The sequence below is a fragment of the Achromobacter mucicolens genome (assembly GCF_029866465.1).
In the GTDB taxonomy this organism is placed as follows: Bacteria; Pseudomonadota; Gammaproteobacteria; order Burkholderiales; family Burkholderiaceae_B; genus Achromobacter; species Achromobacter mucicolens.
Genome location: NZ_CP123364.1, coordinates 1412849 through 1432439 on the forward strand (window position 1 = coordinate 1412849; position 19591 = coordinate 1432439).

Here is a 19591-nt window from a genome sequence, read left to right on the forward strand (position 1 = left end):
AAGGCCACCCCATGACGCCGAAGCCGCCGCTATCCGGTGCGGTAGAGAAAGCTGTAGGCGTTGATCGCCGGCACCCCTCCCAGGTGCGCATACAGGACCTTCGAACCGGCGGGAATCTCGCCTTTGCGGATGATGTCCATCATCCCCTGCATGGATTTCCCTTCGTACACGGGGTCGGTCATCATGCCTTCCAGGCGGGCGCAGGTACGGATGGCATCGTTGGTTTCGGCTGACGGCAGGCCATACGCGGGATAGGCGTAACGCGTGTCGAGCACCACGTCCTTGTCTTCGATGGGTCTGTCCAGCCCGACGAGGTCGGCGGTGCGCCGCGCGATGCGCAGGACCTGGGCGCGCGTCTGCTCCGGCGTGGCGGATGCGTCGATGCCGATGACGCGGTCGGCGCGGCCGTCGGCGGCAAAGCCCACGACCATGCCGGCCTGCGTACTGCCCGTGACCGCGCAGACGACGATGTAGTCGAACTTGAATCCCAGATCGGCTTCCTGGTGGCGCACCTCTTCGGCAAAGCCCACGTAGCCCAGCCCGCCCAGCTCGTGGTCGGATGCGCCCGCGGGAATCGCATAGGGCTTGCCGCCGCGGCGTTTCACTTCTTCAAGCGCCTCTTCCCAACTGCGGCGAAAGCCGATGTCGAAACCCTGGTCGACCAGCCGCACGTCCGCGCCCATGAGGCGGCTCATCATGATGTTGCCGACGCGGTCGTAGACCGCATCCGAATAATCCACCCAGTTTTCCTGCACCAGCACGCAGGCCAATCCCAGCTTGGCGGCCACCGCCGCGACCATGCGCGTGTGGTTGGACTGAATGCCGCCGATGGTGACGAGCGTGTCGCAACCTTGTTCCAGCGCCTGCGGGATCAGGTATTCAAGCTTGCGCAGCTTGTTGCCGCCAAACGCTAGGCCGCTGTTGCAGTCCTCGCGCTTGGCGTAGATCTCGACCTTGCCGCCCAAATGCTGAGAAAGGCGGTCCAGCTTTTCGATCGGGGTATCGCCGAAGGTCAGGCGATGACGGGGAAAGCGTTGCAGATCCATGGTGGCTCCTGATGATTCGGGCGGCCTGCGCTTTTTGGCAGGGTTCGCAAAAATCATAGAAATCATGGGCTTGAGGGGTCAATTGCGTATTTTTTCAATCTGCCAAATCGAAACCTCGTTTATTGGTGTTTATGCAATTAATATTTCTAAATTAAAAACCGCGACCAAATTTAATTTTCAGGGACGCATTCCATGACCGCCGTGTTCACGCTGGACCGCATCGACCGCCAGATCCTGCGCATTCTTCAGGACGACGCGCAGATCACCAATCTGGACCTGAGCGCGCGCGTGCATCTCAGTCCGGCGGCGTGTCTGCGGCGCGTCGAGCGGCTCAAAAGCGAAGGCATCATCCGAAAGACGGTCGCGCTGCTGGAACCTGCCGACGTGGACATGGCCACGCTAGTCATCGTGGGCGTGGTGCTTGACCGTTCCACACCCGACTCGTTCACCGACTTCGAGGAAGCGGCCAAGAGCATCAGCGGCTGCCTGGAATGCCACCTGGTGGCAGGCGAATTCGACTACTTCCTGATGCTGCGCATCCGCGATCTGGAAAGATTCAACAAGCTGCATGCGGGCGAGATCATCAAGCTGCCTGGCGTACGCCAAATTCGCACCTTTTTCGTACTGAAAGAGATCATGTCGACCACTGCGCTGCCTGTTTGACGCGGCGTAAATGCAACACTTGCCTTTTCTGCTATTCAAAATGACGCGCTGCGGCATTTTGCATTGACCGATTTTGGTGGCGCGTAGACGGCGCATTGGAAGGGGTTGGACGGACATTCCGTTGCTGCATGACGGCATTCCGAAAGGGCTTTCGCGTCACGGAAATGCGGGAAGACGCCCGTAAACTCAAAGGGTTATACTTCTCGACCATAGGCTTTCAAGGCTTGTACGCGCCTTCTGCCCCTGCTATCCGCCTAACGGGAAGCCCGTGTCGCGGAAGGTTTTCCTGCATCGTCTCGAGTGAAGCACTCGTAAAGGTGAAGCGATATGTCTTCGGAAATAGAATCTCTATCCACGTCTTACCTCTTTGGGGGTAATGCCCCGTATGTCGAGGAGCTTTACGAAGCCTACCTCGATAACCCCGGTTCGGTACCTGACAACTGGCGCGAATATTTCGACCAATTGCAGCACGCTCCCGCAACCGACGGCCAGGAATCCACTCGCGACCAGGCCCACGCTCCCATCGTCGAATCGTTCGCCCAGCGCGCCAAGGCCAATGCCTTCGTGCAACGCTGCGCCGAACCCGACCTGAGCGTGGCCAGCAAGCAGGTTTCGGTGCAATCGCTGATTGCCGCCTACCGTTCGCTGGGTTCGCGCTGGGCCGACCTCGATCCGCTCAAGCGCCAGGAACGTCCGCCGATCCCCGAGCTCGATCCCGCCTTCTACGGCCTGACCGAAGCCGATCTGGACCAGACGTACTCGGCCACCAACACCTACTTCACGACCGCCAGCACGATGACGCTGCGCGACATCCTGAAGGCGCTGCGCGACACCTACTGCCGCAGCATCGGTGCAGAATTCACCCACATCTCCGACCCCGCCGCCAAGCGCTGGATCCAGGAACGCCTGGAAACCACGCTGGGCGCGCCCACGTACACCGCGGAAGAAAAGCGCCACATCCTTCAGCAGCTCACCGAGTCCGAAGGCCTGGAACGCTTCCTGCACACCAAGTACGTCGGCCAGAAGCGCTTCTCGCTGGAAGGCGGCGAAAGCTTCATCGCCTCGATGGACGAAGTAGTCAACCACGCCGGTGAAAACGGCGTCCAGGAAATCGTGGTCGGCATGGCCCACCGCGGCCGCCTGAACCTGCTCGTGAACATCATGGGCAAGATGCCCGGCGACCTGTTCGCCGAGTTCGAAGGCAAGCACGCCGAAGGCCTGACCGACGGCGACGTGAAGTACCACAACGGCTTCTCGAGCGACCTGTCCACGCGCGGCGGCCCCGTCCACCTGTCGCTGGCGTTCAACCCGTCGCACCTTGAAATCGTCAACCCCGTCGTCGAAGGCAGCGCACGCGCCCGCCAGGAACGCCGCGGCGATGCCGAAGGCAAGCAAGTGCTGCCGGTGCTGGTGCACGGCGACGCGGCCTTTGCCGGCCAGGGCGTCGTGATGGAAACCCTGAACCTGGCGCAGACGCGCGGCTACGGTACGGGCGGCACGCTGCACATCGTCATCAACAACCAGATCGGCTTCACCACGTCCGACCCGCGTGACTCGCGTTCGACGCTGTATTGCACCGACGTGGTCAAGATGATCGAAGCCCCGGTGTTCCACGTCAACGGCGACGATCCCGAAGCCGTGGTGTTCGTCACCAAGCTGGCGCTGGACTACCGTCTGCAGTTCCGCCACGACGTCGTCGTGGACATCGTCTGCTTCCGCAAGCTGGGCCACAACGAGCAGGACACCCCGTCGCTGACGCAGCCCCTGATGTACAAGCGCATCGGCCACCACCCCGGCACGCGCAAGCTGTACGCTGACAAGCTGACCACGCAAGGCGTGCTGGCCGACGGCGAAGCCGATCAGCTGGTCAAGGACTACCGCCAGCTCATGGAAGACGGCCAACGCACCATCGAACCGGTGCTGACCGACTACAAGAGCAAGTACGCCATCGACTGGTCGCCGTTCCTGGGCGCCAAGTGGACCGACCAGGCCGACACCGCCGTGCCGCTGGCTGAACTCAAGCGCATCGGCGAACGCATCACCACCGTGCCGGAAGGCTTCACGGTGCACCCGCTGGTCGCCAAGCTGCTGAACGACCGCCGCACGATGGCCAAGGGCGAAATGAACCTGGACTGGGGCATGGGCGAACACCTCGCCTTCGCGACCCTGGTGTCCTCGGGCTACGCCATCCGCATCACCGGCCAGGATTCGGGCCGCGGCACGTTCACGCACCGCCACGCCGTGCTGCACGACCAGAACCGCGAACGCTGGAACGACGGCACCTACATTCCGCTGCAGAACGTGTCGGAAGGCCAGGCGCCGTTCACCGTCATCGACTCCGTGCTGTCCGAAGAGGCGGTGCTGGGCTTTGAATACGGTTACTCCAGCGCCGAACCGAACACGCTGGTCATCTGGGAAGGCCAGTTCGGCGACTTCGTCAACGGCGCCCAGGTCGTGATCGACCAGTTCATCAGCTCCGGCGAAGCCAAGTGGGGCCGCCAGTCGGGCCTGACGCTGATGCTGCCGCACGGCTACGAAGGCCAGGGCCCCGAGCACTCGTCGGGCCGCATCGAGCGCTTCCTGCAGCTGTGCGCCGACAACAACATGCAGGTGATTCAGCCGACCTCGGCTTCGCAGATCTTCCACGTCCTGCGCCGCCAGATGATCCGTCCGTTCCGCAAGCCGCTGGTGCTGTTCACGCCGAAGTCGCTGCTGCGCAACAAGGACGCCGGTTCGCCCCTGACCGATCTGGCCGGCGGCAGCTTCCGCCCGGTCATCGGCGAGGTCGACGAGGCCATCGACGCCAGCAAGGTCAAGCGCGTGCTGGCTTGCTCGGGCAAGGTTTACTACGACCTGGTCAACGCCCGCCGCGAGCGTGGCGCCGACAACGTCGCCATCATCCGCGTCGAGCAGCTGTATCCGTTTGCGCACAAGTCGTTCGAAGCCGAACTGCGCAAGTACCCCAAGGCAACCGAAGTGATCTGGGTGCAGGACGAACCCCAGAACCAAGGCGCCTGGTTCTACGTTCAGCATCACGTGTACGAGAACATGGTCGAAGGCCAGAAGCTTGGCTACGCAGGCCGTGCCGCGTCGGCATCGCCGGCCGTGGGCTACCTGGCCAAGCACCAGGAGCAGCAGAAGGCCCTGATCGAAACGGCCTTCGCGCCCAAGTTCAAGGTCATGTTGACGAAGTAACTCTTGCTTGATGCACGCGCCGCGGGCGGCAAGCGTTCCGGAACCCCGTTTCGAACCTTGCCGCGCCGCGTGACAAGAACACACTCTCTACGGAATAAACAAAATGGCTATTACCGACGTCGTCGTTCCCCAACTTTCCGAATCCGTTTCCGAAGCCACCCTGCTGACCTGGAAGAAGCAGCCGGGCGCTGCCGTTGAAGCCGACGAAATCCTGATCGAAGTCGAAACCGACAAGGTCGTGCTGGAAGTGCCGGCCCCCGCCTCGGGCGTGCTGTCCGAAATCGTCAAGGGCGATGGCAGCACCGTGACCTCCGGCGAAGTGCTGGCCCGCATCGACACCGCCGCCAAGGCTGCCGCCGCCGCCACCGCACCGGCCGAAGCCCCCAAGGCCGCTGAGCAAGCCGCCGCCGCGCCGGCGCCCGCCGCTGCCGCCCCAGCCTCGACCGCCGCTGCCGGCGTCGCTTCGCCCGCCGCCTCGAAGATCCTGGCCGAGAAGGGCGTTGACGCCGCTTCCGTGTCGGGCACCGGCCGCGATGGCCGCGTGACCAAGGGCGACGCCCTGGCCGCCAGCGCCCAGCCCAAGGCCGCGCCGGCCAAGGCTGCCGCCGCGCCCGCCCCGACCACGCTGTCGCTGGACGGCCGTCCGGAACAGCGCGTGCCGATGAGCCGCCTGCGCGCCCGCATCGCCGAGCGCCTGCTGCAATCGCAGCAGGAAAACGCGATCCTGACCACGTTCAACGAAGTCAACATGCAGGCCGTCATCGACCTGCGCGCCAAGTACAAGGACAAGTTCGAAAAGGAACACGGCATCAAGCTGGGCTTCATGTCGTTCTTCGTCAAGGCCGCCGTTGCCGCGCTGAAGAAGTACCCGCTGATCAACGCCTCGATCGACGGCAAGGACATCATCTACCACGGCTACTTCGACATCGGTATCGCTGTCGGCAGCCCGCGTGGCCTGGTGGTGCCGATCCTGCGCAACGCCGACCAGCTGTCGATCGCCGACATCGAGAAGACCATTGCCGACTTCGGCCGCCGCGCCGCTGACGGCAAGCTGGGTATCGAAGAGATGACCGGCGGCACGTTCTCGATCTCCAACGGCGGCGTGTTCGGCTCGATGCTGTCGACCCCGATCATCAACCCGCCGCAATCGGCCATCCTGGGCGTGCACGCCACGAAGGATCGCGCCGTCGTCGAAAACGGCCAGATCGTCATCCGCCCGATGAACTACCTGGCCCTGTCCTACGACCACCGCATCATCGACGGCCGCGAAGCCGTGCTGGGCCTGGTCGCCATGAAGGACGCCCTGGAAGATCCGCAGCGCCTGTTGCTGGACCTGTAATCTCGACGCCCCTGGCCGGCGCCGAGCGCGACCCGCAAGTCGCGCGGCGCCCGGGCCGGCTCCCCGCCGGCCCGCAGCACGACCCCGCTGGGCAGCAAGTGCGCTTCTTCACCCCTCATTCGCGAGAACACTATGTCCAAACAATTTGACGTCGTCGTGATCGGCGCAGGCCCCGGCGGCTACATCGCCGCCATCCGCGCCGCGCAGCTCGGCATGTCGGTCGCCTGCATCGACGCCTGGCAGAACGGCCAGGGCGGCCCGGCTCCCGGCGGCACCTGCACCAACGTCGGCTGCATCCCGTCCAAGGCGCTGCTGCAATCGTCGGAACACTACGAGCAAGCCAACCACCACTTCGCCGAGCACGGCATCGAAGTCAAGGGCGTCAGCCTGAAGCTCGACACGCTGATCGGCCGCAAGAACACGGTGGTCAAGCAGAACAACGACGGCATCCTCTACCTGTTCAAGAAGAACAAGGTCACGTTCTTCCACGGCAAGGGCGCGTTCAGCGGCCAGGTGGAAGGCGGCTGGGCCATCAAGGTCACCGGCACCGCCGAGGAAGACCTGGTTGCCAAGCACGTCGTGGTCGCCACCGGCTCGTCGGCGCGTGAACTGCCCGGCCTGCCGTTCGACGAAAAGGTCGTGCTGTCCAACGACGGCGCACTGAACATCGGCGCCGTGCCCAAGACGCTGGGCGTCATCGGCGCTGGCGTGATCGGTCTGGAAATGGGCAGCGTGTGGCGCCGCCTGGGTTCGGAAGTCACCATCCTGGAAGCGATGCCGGAATTCCTGGCTGCCGCCGACGGGCAAGTGGCCAAGGAAGCCCTGAAGGCTTTCACCAAGCAAGGCCTGAACATCCAGATGGGCGTCAAGATCGGCGAGATCAAGGCGACCGCCAAGTCCGTGACCGTGCCTTACGTCGACGCCAAGGGCGCCGAGCAGAAGCTGGTCGTGGACAAGCTGATCGTCTCGATCGGCCGCGTGCCCTACACCGGCGGCCTGAACGCCGACGCCGTGGGCCTGAAGCTGGACGAACGCGGCTTCGTGGCCGTGGACGGCGACTGCAAGACCAACCTGCCGAACGTCTGGGCAGTGGGCGACGTGGTGCGCGGCCCGATGCTGGCGCACAAGGCTGAAGAAGAAGGCGTGGCGGTTGCCGAGCGTATCGCCGGCCAGCATGGCCACGTCAACTTCGACACCGTGCCGTGGGTCATCTACACCTCGCCGGAAATCGCCTGGGTCGGCAAGACCGAACAGCAGCTCAAGGCCGAAGGCCGCGAGTACAAGGCGGGCAGCTTCCCGTTCCTGGCCAACGGCCGCGCCCGCGCGCTGGGCGACACCACCGGCTTTGCCAAGGTGATCGCCGATGCCAAGACCGATGAAGTCCTGGGCGTGCACATCGTGGGCCCGATGGCCTCGGAACTGATCTCGGAAGCCGTGACCATCATGGAATTCCGCGGCGCCGCCGAAGACATCGCCCGCATCTGCCACGCGCACCCGACCCTGTCGGAAGCCGTGAAGGAAGCCGCGCTGGCCGTGGACAAGCGCGCGCTGAACTTCTAAGCCGCGACTGACTGCTGCAAGACCGGGGGCGGGTTCCAGGACCCGCCCTTTTCTTTACCGCCATTACCATTTCAGCCTGATCCGGTTCCCCTATGAACGTCAGCGACTACTACGAACACGCATTGGCCGAACGCGGCTACAAGCCCGACGACGCGCAGAAGAAGGCGATCGACCGCTTGCAGCGCTATTACGACGAATGGGTCAAGTTCAAGTCGATGCGCTCGAACGCGCTGAAAAAGCTGCTGAACCGTCCCGACGTGCCGCGCGGCGTGTACCTGTGGGGCGGTGTGGGCCGCGGCAAGAGCTTCCTGATGGATGCGTTCTATGCCACCGTGCCGGTGGTGCGCAAGACGCGCCTGCACTTTCACGAATTCATGCGCGGTGTGCATCGCGAGCTCGAGGAAGTCAAGGGCATGCAGGATCCGCTGGACGAGGTCGCCAAGCGTGTGGCCAAGCGCTACCGGCTGATCTGCTTTGACGAATTCCATGTGTCCGATGTGGCGGACGCAATGATCTTGCACCGCCTGCTGCTCAAGCTGTTCGAATACGGCACGTCGTTCGTGATGACGTCCAACTACGAACCCTCCACGCTGTACACCGACGGCCTGCACCGGGACCGCGTGCTGCCCGCCATCGCGCTGATCCAGTCGCGCATGGACGTGATGAACGTGGATGCGGGCATCGATTACCGCCGCCGCTCGCTGGAGCAGGTGCAGAGCTATCACACGCCGCTGGACGAGCATGCGCAGCAGGCGCTGCAGGCGGCCTTCGACGCGCTGGCCGACACCCCCCCGCAAGAGCCCGTGCTGCACATCGAGCATCGCGAGATCCGCGCGTTGGCGCTGGGCGGCTCGGTGGTGTGGTTCGACTTCGCCACGTTGTGCGGCGGTCCGCGCTCGCAGAACGACTACCTGGAACTGGCCAACCGCTTCCACGCGGTGATCCTGTCGGGCGTGCCGCGCATGGGCCCGCGCCAGGCGTCCGAGGCGCGCCGCTTCACCTGGCTGATCGACGTGTTCTACGACCATCGCGTCAAGCTCATCATGTCGGCAGAATGCGAGCCCGAAGAGATCTACACGGAAGGCGCGCTGGCCAACGAGTTCCACCGGACCGTCTCGCGCATCATGGAAATGCAGTCGCGCGAATACCTGGAATCCGAACGCCGCCTGGCTGTGACGTTGTAGTAATGCGTCACCCGGCCCGCAATTTCGGGGCCGGGTGAGGTCAATCATTGTTAATGCAAGTCATTATCAATTAAGATTTTGAGACTTTTGGTCCCGCGCCGCAGTCTCATCCGTGTCTTCCACCTTGCTTTCCTCATCGGCCCCGTGCGTCGACGCCCAGGTCGCGCCTGTCGATGGCCTGTACCGCGATCACCGCCCGTGGCTGTTCGGATGGCTGCGCCGCAGGCTGGGTTGCGAACATCGCGCCGAGGATCTGGCGCAGGACGTCTTCGTCAGGGTGATCCAGGGCCGCAAGCAGGTGCGGGTCAACGAGGCCCGGGCGCTCCTCACCACCATCGCAAAGGGATTGGTCGTCGACCACCAGCGCCACGCCGCGCTGGAACACGCGTACCTTGCCTATCTGGCCAGCGTGCCCGAAACCTATGCGCCGTCGCCCGAGGCGCAGGCCGAGCAATTGCAGGCGCTGGTGCAACTGGATCGCCTGCTGGACGGGTTGCCGCCGAAGGCCCGCGCCGCGTTCCTGCTGTCGCAGCTTGACGGCCTGACGTATCCCGAGATCGCCGAACGCCTCGATGTGTCATTGAGCTCCGTGCAGCAATACATGGTGCGCGCGATGTCCGCGTGCTATGCGGCGATCCATGCCTGACGCGCTGAAGCTCATGCCCCCCGCAGGCAGGTCCTCGGATGCCGCCCCTTCGGAGGCCGTCGTGCGCGAGGCCATTGTCTGGTGGACCCGGTTGCAATCGGGCGTGGCGGACCTGCAAACGCGCGAGTCGTGCCGCGCCTGGATTGCGCAGGATCCCGCGCATCGCGTCGCGTGGGACCGCCTGCAGGACATCGGCCGCGATGCGCGCCGGGTGCCGGCGGCGTTGGCGCACACGGCGCTGAACGCGCCCGCCTCGCGCAGCCGGCGCGCCGCGCTGCGCAGCCTGTTGACCGTGGCCGGCGTGGCCGCCACCGGGTGGGCCGGCTACCGTCATGCGCCCTGGCAGCGGCTGGTCGCCGACTACAGCACCCGCGTGGGCGAACGCCAGGCCCTTGCGCTGGCGGACGGGTTGCGCGTCACCCTGAACAGCGATTCTGCCGTGCGCGTCAACGTCAGCGGCAACGTACGTGATATTGCGCTCTTGCGCGGCGAGATGCTGGTGCAGGCCGAGCCGTATCCGGGCGCGCGGACGCTGCGCGTGGACACCGGCGACGGCCAAGTGCAGGCCGAGCGCGCGCGGTTCGACCTGCGGCGAACGGCGCAAGGCGCGCGCGTGGGCGTGTACGAAGGCAGCGTGGCGCTGCTGCGCGATGGCGTCCTGACGCAGCTTGCCGCCGGTGAACGGCTGTTCCCTGCCGAAGACGGAGAACTTCAGCGCGGCGCGACGGACCCGGACCGGCTCGCCTGGGTGGACGGCATGGTGGTGGCCAACGAATGGCGGCTGGACGACTTTGCCGAATACCTGGCCCGCCAGCGCGTGGGCGTCATCCGCGTCGATCCCGCGGTGGCGGCCTTGCGGCTTTCCGGGGTGTTTCCGCTGGACGACGCCGAGCGCGCGCTCAAGGCGCTGGAACACTCCCTGCCGATCACCGTCACGCGCCACACGCACTATTGGCTGCAGGTCGGACCGCGCGACGCCTGACCGTTACAAATTTTCTTGCCGGCGCATTGCAGGTTTTGCATCCCCGTACGGAAAGCAGAAAGAAACCACCGTACAGGGAGATGTTTGTGTCCGCTTCAATCCACACCCGCCTGCGCGCACCGCTGACCGCCGGCCGTCAAGCCGTGCTGGCCGTGTCGTGCGCCGGGGCGCTGGCCGCCGGCGCGCCCGCGGCCTGGGCGCAGTCCACGCCAGCCGCAGACGCGGCGGCAGCCGCCAATGGCCAGCGCAGTTTCCAGATTCCGGCAGGGCCGCTGGCCGATGCGCTGACGCAGTTCGCGCGCAGCGCGGGCGTGGTGCTGTCGTTCGATCCGGCGCTGGTGCGGGGGCGGCGTTCGGACGGGTTGAACGGCGCGTATACGGTGGGCGCGGGCTTCTCGCGCATCCTGGCGGGCAGCGGCCTGCAGGCGCGCGCGCAATCGGGCAACACGTGGACGCTGGCGCCCGCGCCAGCCTCCGCGGGCGATACGCATACTCTGGCGCCCGTGACGGTCACGGGCATGTCGGACAGCGCCTATGCGCCCACGGTGGGCTACGTGGCTACCGCCAGCGCCAGCGCCACCAAGACGGACACGCCGCTGATCGAGACGCCGCAGTCGGTGTCCGTGGTCACGCGCGAGCAGATCACCGAGCAGGGCGCGCAGACGCTGAATCAGGTGCTGCGCTACACAGCGGGCGTGGCCACCGAGTCGCGCGGCGCCACGGCGACCCGCCTGGACCAGTTCAACGTGCGCGGATTCTCGGCGTCCACGTACCTTGATGGGCTACGCGTGTTCGGCGGCCGCGATGCGCTGCCGCAGGTCGATGCCTTCCGCCTTGAGCGCGTGGACGTGCTCAAGGGGCCGGCGTCGGTCATGTACGGGCAGGGCGGTCCGGGCGGCGTGGTGAATCAGGTCAGCAAGCGGCCGCTGGACGAGCCGCTGCGCGAGGTGGAACTGCAGGTTGGCAATTATGACTTCCGCCGCGCCAACTTCGACTTCGGCGGCCCCATCGACGAAGAGGGCAAGTACCTGTATCGCCTGGTGGGATCGGGCTACATGTCGGACGGCCAGGTGCAGGACACCAAGGAACGCCGCTACTTCGTGTCACCCGCGTTCGCCTGGAAACCCAATGCCGATACCTCGCTGACCATCCTGACCAATTTCCAGCATGATCCCGACATGGGGTCGTACGGCGCGGTGCCGGCCATGCGCACCTTGCTGCGCGCGCCCGACGGCTTCCGGCTGCCCGCCGATTACTACGATGGCGACGCCAATTTCGAAAAGAGCGACCGCAAGAGCTACTCGCTGGGCTACATCCTGGACCATCGCTTCAACGACACGTTCAAGGCCTCGCAAAGCCTGCGCTGGACGCACTCGGACGCCAAGTACCGCAGCGTCTATGGCGCGATGACCAACTACTACGGCTATACGGACAGGACCTACCTGTACCATCAGCGCGCCTCGATCGCGACCGACGTGGATGTGGGGGCGCTGACCATCGACAACAACCTGCAGGCCCGCTTCAACACCGGCAAGATCGGCCACGACGTCCTGGTGGGATTCGACTACCAGCACGTCAAGACCGACACGCTGTCGGGATTTGGTTCCGCGCCGGCGCTCTACGTGAAGAATCCGGACAATTTCCAGAACATTCCCGTGCCGGCATTCTCCAGCGACGCGACCACCACGCAGTACCAGACCGGCGTGTATTTCCAGGACCAGATCAAGATCGACCGTCTGTCGTTCCTCTTGGGCGGGCGCTACGACTGGTCGCGCAACGTGGGCGAGACGACGGCGATCGCCTCGGGCCGCGTCACCCCGTCCAAGCTGAACGCCGAAGCGTTTTCGGGCCGGTTCGGCGCCATCTACAACTTCGACAACGGCGTGGCGCCGTACTTCAGTTACTCGGAATCCTTCGAGCCGCAGTCGGGCACGGGCTGGAACAACACGCCGTTCAAGCCGATCGAGGGCAAGCAGTACGAAGTGGGCATCAAGTACCAGCCGCCGGGCTCGGCCACGATGCTGACCTTCGCGGCCTTCGACATCCGCCGCGAGAACATGACGACCACCGACCCGGACCCGACGCACCTGTGCGGCACGGCGGGTGGACGTTGCTCGATCCAGGCGGGCGAGCTGCGCACGCAGGGCATCGAACTCGAGGCCAAGACCGAGCCGATGCGCGGCCTGTCGCTGATTGCCGCCTACTCGGTCATGAACAACGAATACACCAAGGCCTATCCGAATGCGGCGGGCTTTGACCTGACCGGCAAGACCCCCGCCGCGCTGCCGTCGCAGCAGGCGTCGGCCTGGGCGCGCTACCAGCTTCAGGAAGGCCCGCTGGCCGGCCTTGGCGTGGGCGGCGGCGTGCGGTACATCGGTTCGTCGTACGCCAACGAGGCCAACACGCTGAAGGTGCCGAAAGTCACGCTGGTGGACCTGATGCTGGACTATGACCTGGGCCGCGCCTCGCCCGCCCTCAAGGGCATGCAGGTTGCGCTGAACGTGCAGAACCTGTTCGACAAGGAGTACATCGCGTCGTGCTCCGGCGAGTCCTGGTGCTGGTTCGGCTACCAGCGCTCCATCAAGGCGAGCCTGCGATATCGCTGGTAAGCAGGTTGGCCGTTCCTGTATTAACGAGAATCGTTATAATTCAGGCCGGCCACGTCCCCGCAACCACCTAGAACTCCCGTGAAAGCTCCCGCAGCCGGCGCAGGCATGATGCGCTACCGATTGGCCGTCTTCTCCCGCGCGACGGCCGCCATCCTGGGCGGCTATGCCCTGGCCTCGGCGGCGGCCGCCTGCCTGGCGGTCTGGCTGCCTTTGGGGCGGCCCGATGCCGTGACCGCGGCGCAGCTGCTGTCCTTCGTGGTCTATGCCTGCGGCGTGATCTGGGTGTTCGCCACGCGCAACGCCTGGCGCGCCTGGGCGGGCATCCTGGTCCCCGCCGCGCTGCTGGGCGGCATGTTTCTCGCGCACCGGCTCGTGGGGGCGGCATGAAGGCGGCCAAGACCAGGCATCCCGGCGAAGAGGGCCTGCGCCAGTCGATGTCGTGGCTGCATACGTGGGCCGGGCTGATTTTCGGCTGGGTGCTGTTCGCGATGTTCCTGACCGGCTCGCTGGCGTTCTTCCGGCCCGAGATCACGCGCTGGATGCAGCCCGAGATCCAGGTGCAGCCGGCGCCCGCCGTTCAGGCCGTCGCCACGGCGCAGCGCTATCTGGCGGAAAACGCGCCCGATGCCAAGCGCTGGTTCATCACGCCGCCTTCGGACCGCGAGCCCCTGATCCAGCTGCTGTACCAGACCCCCAAGCCCAAGCCGGGCGAGCGCGGATTCGTGCGCGTCAAGCTGGACGCGGCCACCGGCCAGGCCGTGACGCCGCGCCAGACCCGCGGCGGCGACTTCTTCTACCGCTTCCATTTCGAGCTGGAAACCGCGTTTCCGTGGGGACGCTGGCTGGCCAGCATCGCGGGCATGTTCATGCTGGTGGCGATCATCAGCGGCATCATCACGCATAAGAAGATATTCACGGATTTCTTCACGTTCCGGCCCGGAAAGGGCGGCCAGCGCGCATGGATGGATGGCCACAACGTGCTGTCCGTGCTGGGCCTGCCGTTTCACCTGATGATCACCTTCAGCGGCCTGGTGCTGTTCATGGTGATGCTGATGCCGGCCGGCATCCAGGCCGTTTACGACAATCCGCGCGATTACACCAACGAGGTCTTCAAGGCCTTCAAGGTCACGCCGCCGCTGAACCAGCCCGCGCCGCTGGTTCCGATTGCCCCGTTGGTGGCGCAGGCCGAGCAGCAGTGGCAAGGCCGCGTCGGCCGGGTGACCGTCAACAATCCCAATGACGCGGGCGCCACCATCACCATCAGCCGCCACGTGGGCGACGGCGTGTCGTACGGGCTGATGGCGCCGTTCATGCGCTTTGACGGGGTGACGGGCGCGCTGCAGGAGTCCGAGGCCGGCCGCAGCGCGACCGCCCTGACCGCTGGCGTGATCACCGGCCTGCACCTTGGCCTGTTCGCCGAACCGGTGCTGCGCTGGCTGTATTTCATCGTCAGCCTGGCCGGCACGGCCATGGTGGCCACGGGCCTGGTGCTGTGGATCGCCAAGCGCCGCCAGAAGGCCCGGCCGGGCGACGCGCGCGAGGCGTTCTCGCTGCGGCTGGTGGACGGCCTGAACGCGGGCACCATCACGGGGGTCGTGTTCGGCGTGGCGGCGGTGTTCCTGGCCAACCGGCTGCTGCCCGCCGACATGCCCGGCCGCCAAGTGTGGGAGGTGCGCGCGTTCTTCATCGCCTGGGGCCTGTCGCTGGTCTATGCGTTTCTCTTCCAGCGGCGCAAATGGCAGGACCTGCTGGCGGTGGCCGCGGCCGCGCTGGCCCTGGTGCCCGTGGTCAATGCGCTGACCACGCACCGGCACCTGGGCGTCTCGTTGCCGCAGGGCGACTGGGTGATGGCGGGTTTTGACCTGACGTGCCTGGCAAGCGCCCTGTTTTTTGCATGGATGGCGCGGAAGGCTGCCCGGGCCCGCAAGGCGCCCGCCAGATCCGCGGGCAAGCCGCGCGCCGCGCGCGCCCAGGCAGTCAAGTCCGCTGCCGTTGCGCCCGCCCCGAACGACCCCGCCGTTCCGGCCGCCGTGCACCGCACCGCTTTCGAACCGCGAGGTGATACGCCATGACGCTTGCCGCCTTCTGCCTGGCCTATGCCGGGTTTTCCGCTCTGTGCCTGGCCATGGACCGGCACTACGAAGATCTGTTCGACCGCGCCTTGCCGCGCCGTCATCGGTTGCCGTTGCGGCTGTTCGGCTGGACGGCGCTTGCGCTGTCGCTGTGGGCGTCCGCGGCGGTCTGGGGCTGGAGCTACGGGACGGTCGAATGGATCGGCATTCTCAGCATTGCCGGCCTGCTGCTGATCTGGTTCCTGACCTTCCGTCCGCGCGCGGCGCTGACCGCGGGCGGCCTGTGCGCGCTGGCCGCGCCCGTGCTGGCGGTCTGGTAGGCGCAGGCTGCGTGGCGGGCGGGCAGGGCCGCGCTGCGGCACGTTACACTGACGGCTTCCCCTAGCAACCGCCTTCTCGCCTCATGAATACCCGCGTCCTTACCGGCATCACCACGACTGGAACCCCCCATCTCGGCAACTACGCGGGCGCGATCCGTCCGGCGGTGCAGGCCAGCACGCAGCCCGGCGTCGACGCATTCTTCTTTCTGGCGGACTACCACGCGCTGATCAAGTGCGACGATCCGGCACGCGTGGCGCGCTCGCGCCTGGAAATCGCCGCCACCTGGCTGGCGGTCGGCCTGGACGCCGAACGCGTGACGTTCTACCGCCAGTCGGACATTCCCGAAATCCCCGAACTGAGCTGGCTGCTGACCTGCGTGACCGCCAAGGGCCTGATGAACCGGGCGCATGCGTACAAGGCGTCGGTCGACCAGAACGTGGCCAAGAACGTGGATCCGGACGACGGCATCACCATGGGGTTGTTCTCGTACCCGATCCTGATGGCGGCCGACATCGTGATGTTCAACGCCAACAAGGTGCCGGTGGGCCGGGATCAGATCCAGCATCTTGAAATGGCGCGCGACATCGCGCAGCGCTTCAACCACCTGTACGGACGCGACTATTTCTCGCTGCCGGAAGTGGTCATCGAAGAAGACGTGGCGACGCTGCCGGGGCTGGACGGCCGCAAGATGTCCAAGAGCTACAACAACACCATTCCGCTGTTCGAAGGCGGCAAGAGCGCATTGCGCGCCTCGGTGATGCGCATCGTGACCGATTCGCGCGAACCCGGCGAACCCAAGGATGCCGAATCCTCCCACCTGTACACGCTGTACCGCGCGTTCGCCACGTCCGAGCAATCGGCGGCGTTCCGCCAGCAGCTCGAAGCGGGCATGGGCTGGGGCGACGCCAAGCAGGCGCTGTTCGAGCACCTGGAAGCGCTGCTTGCGCCGATGCGCGAAAAGTACGTCGACCTGATGGCCAATCCGGGCCGCATCGAAGACATCCTGCAAGCCGGCGCGGCCAAGGCGCGCAAGCTTGCCGTGCCCTTCATGCAGGAACTGCGCGAGGCCGTGGGCCTGCGCAACCTGAGCGCAGCCGCCACGGCCGGCAAGGGCGCGCAGGGCAAGAAGGAAAAATCCAAGGGCGCGCGCTTCGTCAGCTTCCGTGACGAGGACGGCGGCTTCCGCTTCCGCCTGCTGGCGGCCGACGGCGAGGAACTGCTGTTGTCGCAGCGCTTTGCCGATCCCAAGGAAGCGGGCGCCTTGATGCGCCGGTTGCAGTCCGAACCCGCTGACAGCGTCCTGCAGGCGCAGACAGAGGGCTATGCGGCGGTGATCGATGGCGTGACCGTCGCCACCGCGCCCGAGGGCATGCAGGGCGAGCCCGCGGCGCGCCTCGCCCGCACCCGCGAAGCGCTCTTGTCGCTGGCGCGGGAATAAACGGCAGCCGAAGACGGCGCGGGCAATCCGCGCCGTCGCGCATGCAGTTCAGCTGCTTGCTCCATTAACAGTGCAAAAAAAATCCCGGCGCATCGGGCGCCGGGATCTGGGCAGTGCAGCGGATCGGCGGATCAGCGCTTGAGCTTGGCGAACGCGTCGGCCATGGCGCTGTTCATCGATCCGGCCGCGCCACCGGCGTTGCGGCCGCCATCGCCCTGACGGCGGGGACGGTCACCGCCCTTGGGCGCATCGGCGCTGCGGCGGGCCGGCGCGGCGGTGTCGTTCAGGCGCATGGTAAGCGCCACGCGCTTGCGCGCGGCGTCCACTTCCAGCACCTTGACGCTGACCGTCTGGCCCACGCGCACCACATCGCGCGGATCCTTCACGAACTTCTCGGCCAGCGCCGAGATATGCACCAGGCCGTCCTGGTGCACGCCGATGTCCACGAACGCGCCGAAGTTGGCCACGTTGGTCACCACGCCCTCCAGCACCATGCCGGGGTACAGGTCGTTCAGCGTTTCCACGCCTTCCTTGAACTGCGCCGTCTTGAACTCCGGGCGCGGGTCGCGGCCAGGCTTTTCGAGTTCGGCAAAGATGTCCTTCACGGTGGGCAGGCCGAAGCGCTCGTCGGTGAAGTCGGACGGCGACACGCCCTTCAGGGCCTCGCGCTGGCCGATGATCTGCTTGACCTCGGTCTTGATCTTGGCGACGATGCGCTCGACGACGGGATAGGCTTCCGGGTGCACCGCCGACGCGTCCAGCGGGTTGTCGCCGTTGGGGATGCGCAGAAAGCCCGCGGCCTGTTCAAACGCCTTGTCGCCAAAGCGCGGCACCTTGCGCAGGATGTCGCGGGTGGGGAACGCACCGTTCTCGTCGCGGAAGGCGACGATGTTCTTGGCCAGCAGCGAATTCAGGCCGGACACGCGGGCCAGCAACGCGGCCGATGCCGTGTTCACGTCCACGCCCACCGCGTTCACGCAGTCTTCGACCACGGCATCCAGCGAACGCGCCAGTTCGCGCTGGTTGACGTCGTGCTGGTACTGGCCGACACCGATGGCCTTGGGGTCGATCTTGACCAGTTCGGCCAGCGGATCCTGCAGACGGCGTGCAATGGACACGGCGCCGCGCAGCGTGACGTCCAGGTCGGGGAATTCCTGGGCGGCGGTTTCCGATGCCGAATACACCGACGCGCCTGCCTCGGACACGACGACGCGGGTGACCTTCAGGTCGGGGAAACGCTCCATCATGTCGCCCACGAGCTTTTCGCTTTCGCGCGAAGCCGTGCCGTTGCCGATGGCGATCAGGTCCACCTTGTGGCGCGCCACCAGCGCGGCCAGCGTGTTGATCGTGCCGTCGCGGTCGCGGCGCGGTTCGAACGGGTACACGGTGGTGGTGTCGACGACCTTGCCGGTCTGGTCGATGACCGCGACCTTGCAGCCCGTGCGAATACCGGGATCCAGGCCCAGCACGGCCTTGGGACCGGCGGGGGCGGCCAGCAGCAGGTCTTTCAGGTTGGCGGCGAACACGCGGATTGCCTCGGCTTCGCCGCTTTCGCGCAGGCGGCCGATCAGTTCGCTTTCGAAGGCGGTCAGGAGCTTCACGCGCCAGGTCCAGCGGCAGACTTCACCCAGCCAGCGCGCGCGCGGCGTGGCGTCCAGCGCGAAAAGACCGTTGCCCAGCTTCAGGAAGTTGGCGATGCGGGCCACGCACGGATGCGGCGTCTGCGCTTCGAGGTCGGCTTCCAGGCCGAGGCGCAGTTCAAGCACACCTTGCTGACGGCCGCGCAGCAGCGCCAGGATACGGTGCGAGGGCAGGGTGCGCAGCGGCTCGTTGAAGTCGAACCAGTCGCGGAAGTTGGCGCCTTCGGTTTCCTTGCCTTCGATCATCTTCGAGTACACGAGGCCGGTGGACCACAGGTGCTCGCGCATGTCGGCCAGCAGGTCGGCGTTTTCCGCGTAGCGTTCAGCGAGGATGTCGCGCGCCCCATCGAGCGCCGCCTTGGCGTCGTTGATGGAGGCTTCGGGATTCAGGTACTGCGCGGCCAGGGCTGCGGGATCGCAGGCGGGATCGGCCAGGATGGCGTCGGCCAGGGGTTCCAGGCCGGCTTCGCGGGCGATCTGCGCACGCGTGCGGCGCTTGGGCTTGTACGGCGCGTACAAGTCTTCGAGGCGCTGCTTGGTGTCGGCCGAAGCGATTTCCTGCTGCAGTTCGGCCGTCAGCTTTCCTTGCTGCGAAATGGATTCCAGGATGGCGCCGCGGCGGTCTTCGAGCTCGCGCAGGTAGCCCAGGCGGACTTCCAGGTTGCGCAGCACGGTGTCGTCCAGACCGCCGGTCGCTTCCTTGCGGTAGCGGGCGATGAAGGGCACGGTCGCGCCGTCATCCAGCAGTTCCACCGCCGCAGCGATTTGAGAGGCGCGGGCGCCCAGCTCGGTGGCGAGCTGCGCGACGATGCGGGCGTTGTCGACGCCGGCGGCGACGTTCGTGATAGTGGAAGTTTCAGACATCTCTATACGACGGCAAAAAGGGAAAACAAGGG

15 protein-coding genes are annotated in these 19591 nt (G+C 65.9%); 13 read left to right on the forward strand and 2 right to left on the reverse strand.

The features are described from left to right. Positions 1-29: 29 nt before the first annotated feature. Positions 30-1046 (reverse strand): 1-aminocyclopropane-1-carboxylate deaminase, encoded by a 1017-nt coding sequence (locus QEP15_RS06385; protein ID WP_280148571.1) that lies wholly within the window; start codon positions 1044-1046, stop codon positions 30-32. On the opposite strand from QEP15_RS06385, the gene QEP15_RS06390 reads away from it, so the two are divergent. The 13 genes from QEP15_RS06390 to QEP15_RS06450 all read left to right on the forward strand — a co-directional run bounded on the left by QEP15_RS06390 (position 1045) and on the right by QEP15_RS06450 (position 17055). Continuing rightward, entirely contained in the window at positions 1045-1242 is a 198-nt protein-coding gene (locus QEP15_RS06390; RefSeq protein WP_152383739.1) for a hypothetical protein, read from the forward strand. The two genes, QEP15_RS06385 and QEP15_RS06390, sit on opposite strands and share 2 nt — an antisense overlap. Then, positions 1239-1709 carry an Lrp/AsnC family transcriptional regulator gene (locus QEP15_RS06395; RefSeq protein ID WP_056322133.1) on the forward strand — a complete coding sequence of 157 codons (471 nt, stop codon included), beginning with the start codon at positions 1239-1241 and terminating at the stop codon, positions 1707-1709. The genes QEP15_RS06390 and QEP15_RS06395 overlap by 4 nt, the downstream gene beginning before the upstream one ends. Before the next feature lie 327 nt (positions 1710-2036). Continuing rightward, positions 2037-4904 carry a 2-oxoglutarate dehydrogenase E1 component gene (locus QEP15_RS06400; RefSeq protein ID WP_152383740.1) on the forward strand — a complete coding sequence of 956 codons (2868 nt, stop codon included), beginning with the start codon at positions 2037-2039 and terminating at the stop codon, positions 4902-4904. A gap of 103 nt (positions 4905-5007) precedes the next feature. Next, positions 5008-6243 (forward strand): 2-oxoglutarate dehydrogenase complex dihydrolipoyllysine-residue succinyltransferase, encoded by a 1236-nt coding sequence (odhB, locus tag QEP15_RS06405; protein ID WP_056322139.1) that lies wholly within the window; start codon positions 5008-5010, stop codon positions 6241-6243. Between the two features lie 132 nt (positions 6244-6375). Beyond that, the gene (gene lpdA / locus QEP15_RS06410) at positions 6376-7803 is read left to right on the forward strand and encodes a dihydrolipoyl dehydrogenase (RefSeq protein ID WP_056322141.1); all 1428 of its coding nucleotides are present in this window, start codon (positions 6376-6378) and stop codon (positions 7801-7803) included. Between the two features lie 92 nt (positions 7804-7895). After that, positions 7896-8987: a cell division protein ZapE gene (gene zapE / locus QEP15_RS06415; protein WP_280148572.1), complete on the forward strand. Its 1092-nt coding sequence runs from the start codon at positions 7896-7898 to the stop codon at positions 8985-8987. A 112-nt stretch (positions 8988-9099) separates the two neighbouring features. Further along, the gene (locus tag QEP15_RS06420; RefSeq protein ID WP_280148573.1) at positions 9100-9633 is read left to right on the forward strand and encodes a sigma-70 family RNA polymerase sigma factor; all 534 of its coding nucleotides are present in this window, start codon (positions 9100-9102) and stop codon (positions 9631-9633) included. Further along, positions 9626-10615: a FecR domain-containing protein gene (locus QEP15_RS06425; protein ID WP_280148574.1), complete on the forward strand. Its 990-nt coding sequence runs from the start codon at positions 9626-9628 to the stop codon at positions 10613-10615. Before QEP15_RS06420 ends, QEP15_RS06425 begins: the two co-directional genes overlap by 8 nt. An 80-nt stretch (positions 10616-10695) precedes the next feature. Then, positions 10696-13224: a TonB-dependent siderophore receptor gene (locus QEP15_RS06430; RefSeq protein ID WP_280148575.1), complete on the forward strand. Its 2529-nt coding sequence runs from the start codon at positions 10696-10698 to the stop codon at positions 13222-13224. Between the two features lie 105 nt (positions 13225-13329). Next, positions 13330-13611, forward strand: coding sequence for a DUF3649 domain-containing protein (locus QEP15_RS06435; RefSeq protein WP_175156310.1), 282 nt, complete (start codon positions 13330-13332; stop codon positions 13609-13611). Further along, the gene (locus QEP15_RS06440; RefSeq protein ID WP_280148576.1) at positions 13608-15296 is read left to right on the forward strand and encodes a PepSY-associated TM helix domain-containing protein; all 1689 of its coding nucleotides are present in this window, start codon (positions 13608-13610) and stop codon (positions 15294-15296) included. Before QEP15_RS06435 ends, QEP15_RS06440 begins: the two co-directional genes overlap by 4 nt. Continuing rightward, positions 15293-15616, forward strand: a complete 324-nt coding sequence (locus QEP15_RS06445; protein ID WP_056322155.1) for a DUF3325 domain-containing protein — start codon at positions 15293-15295, stop codon at positions 15614-15616. Before QEP15_RS06440 ends, QEP15_RS06445 begins: the two co-directional genes overlap by 4 nt. Positions 15617-15699: 83 nt before the next feature. Next, positions 15700-17055, forward strand: a complete 1356-nt coding sequence (locus QEP15_RS06450; protein WP_152383747.1) for a tryptophan--tRNA ligase — start codon at positions 15700-15702, stop codon at positions 17053-17055. Between the two features lie 131 nt (positions 17056-17186). Here the strand turns inward: QEP15_RS06450 and tex are convergent, their stop codons facing one another. Further along, positions 17187-19559, reverse strand: coding sequence for an RNA-binding transcriptional accessory protein Tex (gene tex / locus QEP15_RS06455; RefSeq protein WP_062838569.1), 2373 nt, complete (start codon positions 19557-19559; stop codon positions 17187-17189). Positions 19560-19591 lie beyond the last annotated feature (32 nt).

Coding starts and splice junctions, on each gene's coding strand:
- tex (WP_062838569.1), bottom strand. CDS start 19,559: ATGTCTGAAACTTCCACTATCACGAACGTCGCCGCCGGCGTCGACAAC.
- odhB (WP_056322139.1), top strand. CDS start 5,008: ATGGCTATTACCGACGTCGTCGTTCCCCAACTTTCCGAATCCGTTTCC.
- QEP15_RS06425 (WP_280148574.1), top strand. CDS start 9,626: ATGCCTGACGCGCTGAAGCTCATGCCCCCCGCAGGCAGGTCCTCGGAT.
- QEP15_RS06390 (WP_152383739.1), top strand. CDS start 1,045: ATGGTGGCTCCTGATGATTCGGGCGGCCTGCGCTTTTTGGCAGGGTTC.
- QEP15_RS06400 (WP_152383740.1), top strand. CDS start 2,037: ATGTCTTCGGAAATAGAATCTCTATCCACGTCTTACCTCTTTGGGGGT.
- QEP15_RS06450 (WP_152383747.1), top strand. CDS start 15,700: ATGAATACCCGCGTCCTTACCGGCATCACCACGACTGGAACCCCCCAT.
- lpdA (WP_056322141.1), top strand. CDS start 6,376: ATGTCCAAACAATTTGACGTCGTCGTGATCGGCGCAGGCCCCGGCGGC.
- zapE (WP_280148572.1), top strand. CDS start 7,896: ATGAACGTCAGCGACTACTACGAACACGCATTGGCCGAACGCGGCTAC.
- QEP15_RS06445 (WP_056322155.1), top strand. CDS start 15,293: ATGACGCTTGCCGCCTTCTGCCTGGCCTATGCCGGGTTTTCCGCTCTG.
- QEP15_RS06385 (WP_280148571.1), bottom strand. CDS start 1,046: ATGGATCTGCAACGCTTTCCCCGTCATCGCCTGACCTTCGGCGATACC.
- QEP15_RS06430 (WP_280148575.1), top strand. CDS start 10,696: ATGTTTGTGTCCGCTTCAATCCACACCCGCCTGCGCGCACCGCTGACC.
- QEP15_RS06395 (WP_056322133.1), top strand. CDS start 1,239: ATGACCGCCGTGTTCACGCTGGACCGCATCGACCGCCAGATCCTGCGC.
- QEP15_RS06440 (WP_280148576.1), top strand. CDS start 13,608: ATGAAGGCGGCCAAGACCAGGCATCCCGGCGAAGAGGGCCTGCGCCAG.
- QEP15_RS06435 (WP_175156310.1), top strand. CDS start 13,330: ATGATGCGCTACCGATTGGCCGTCTTCTCCCGCGCGACGGCCGCCATC.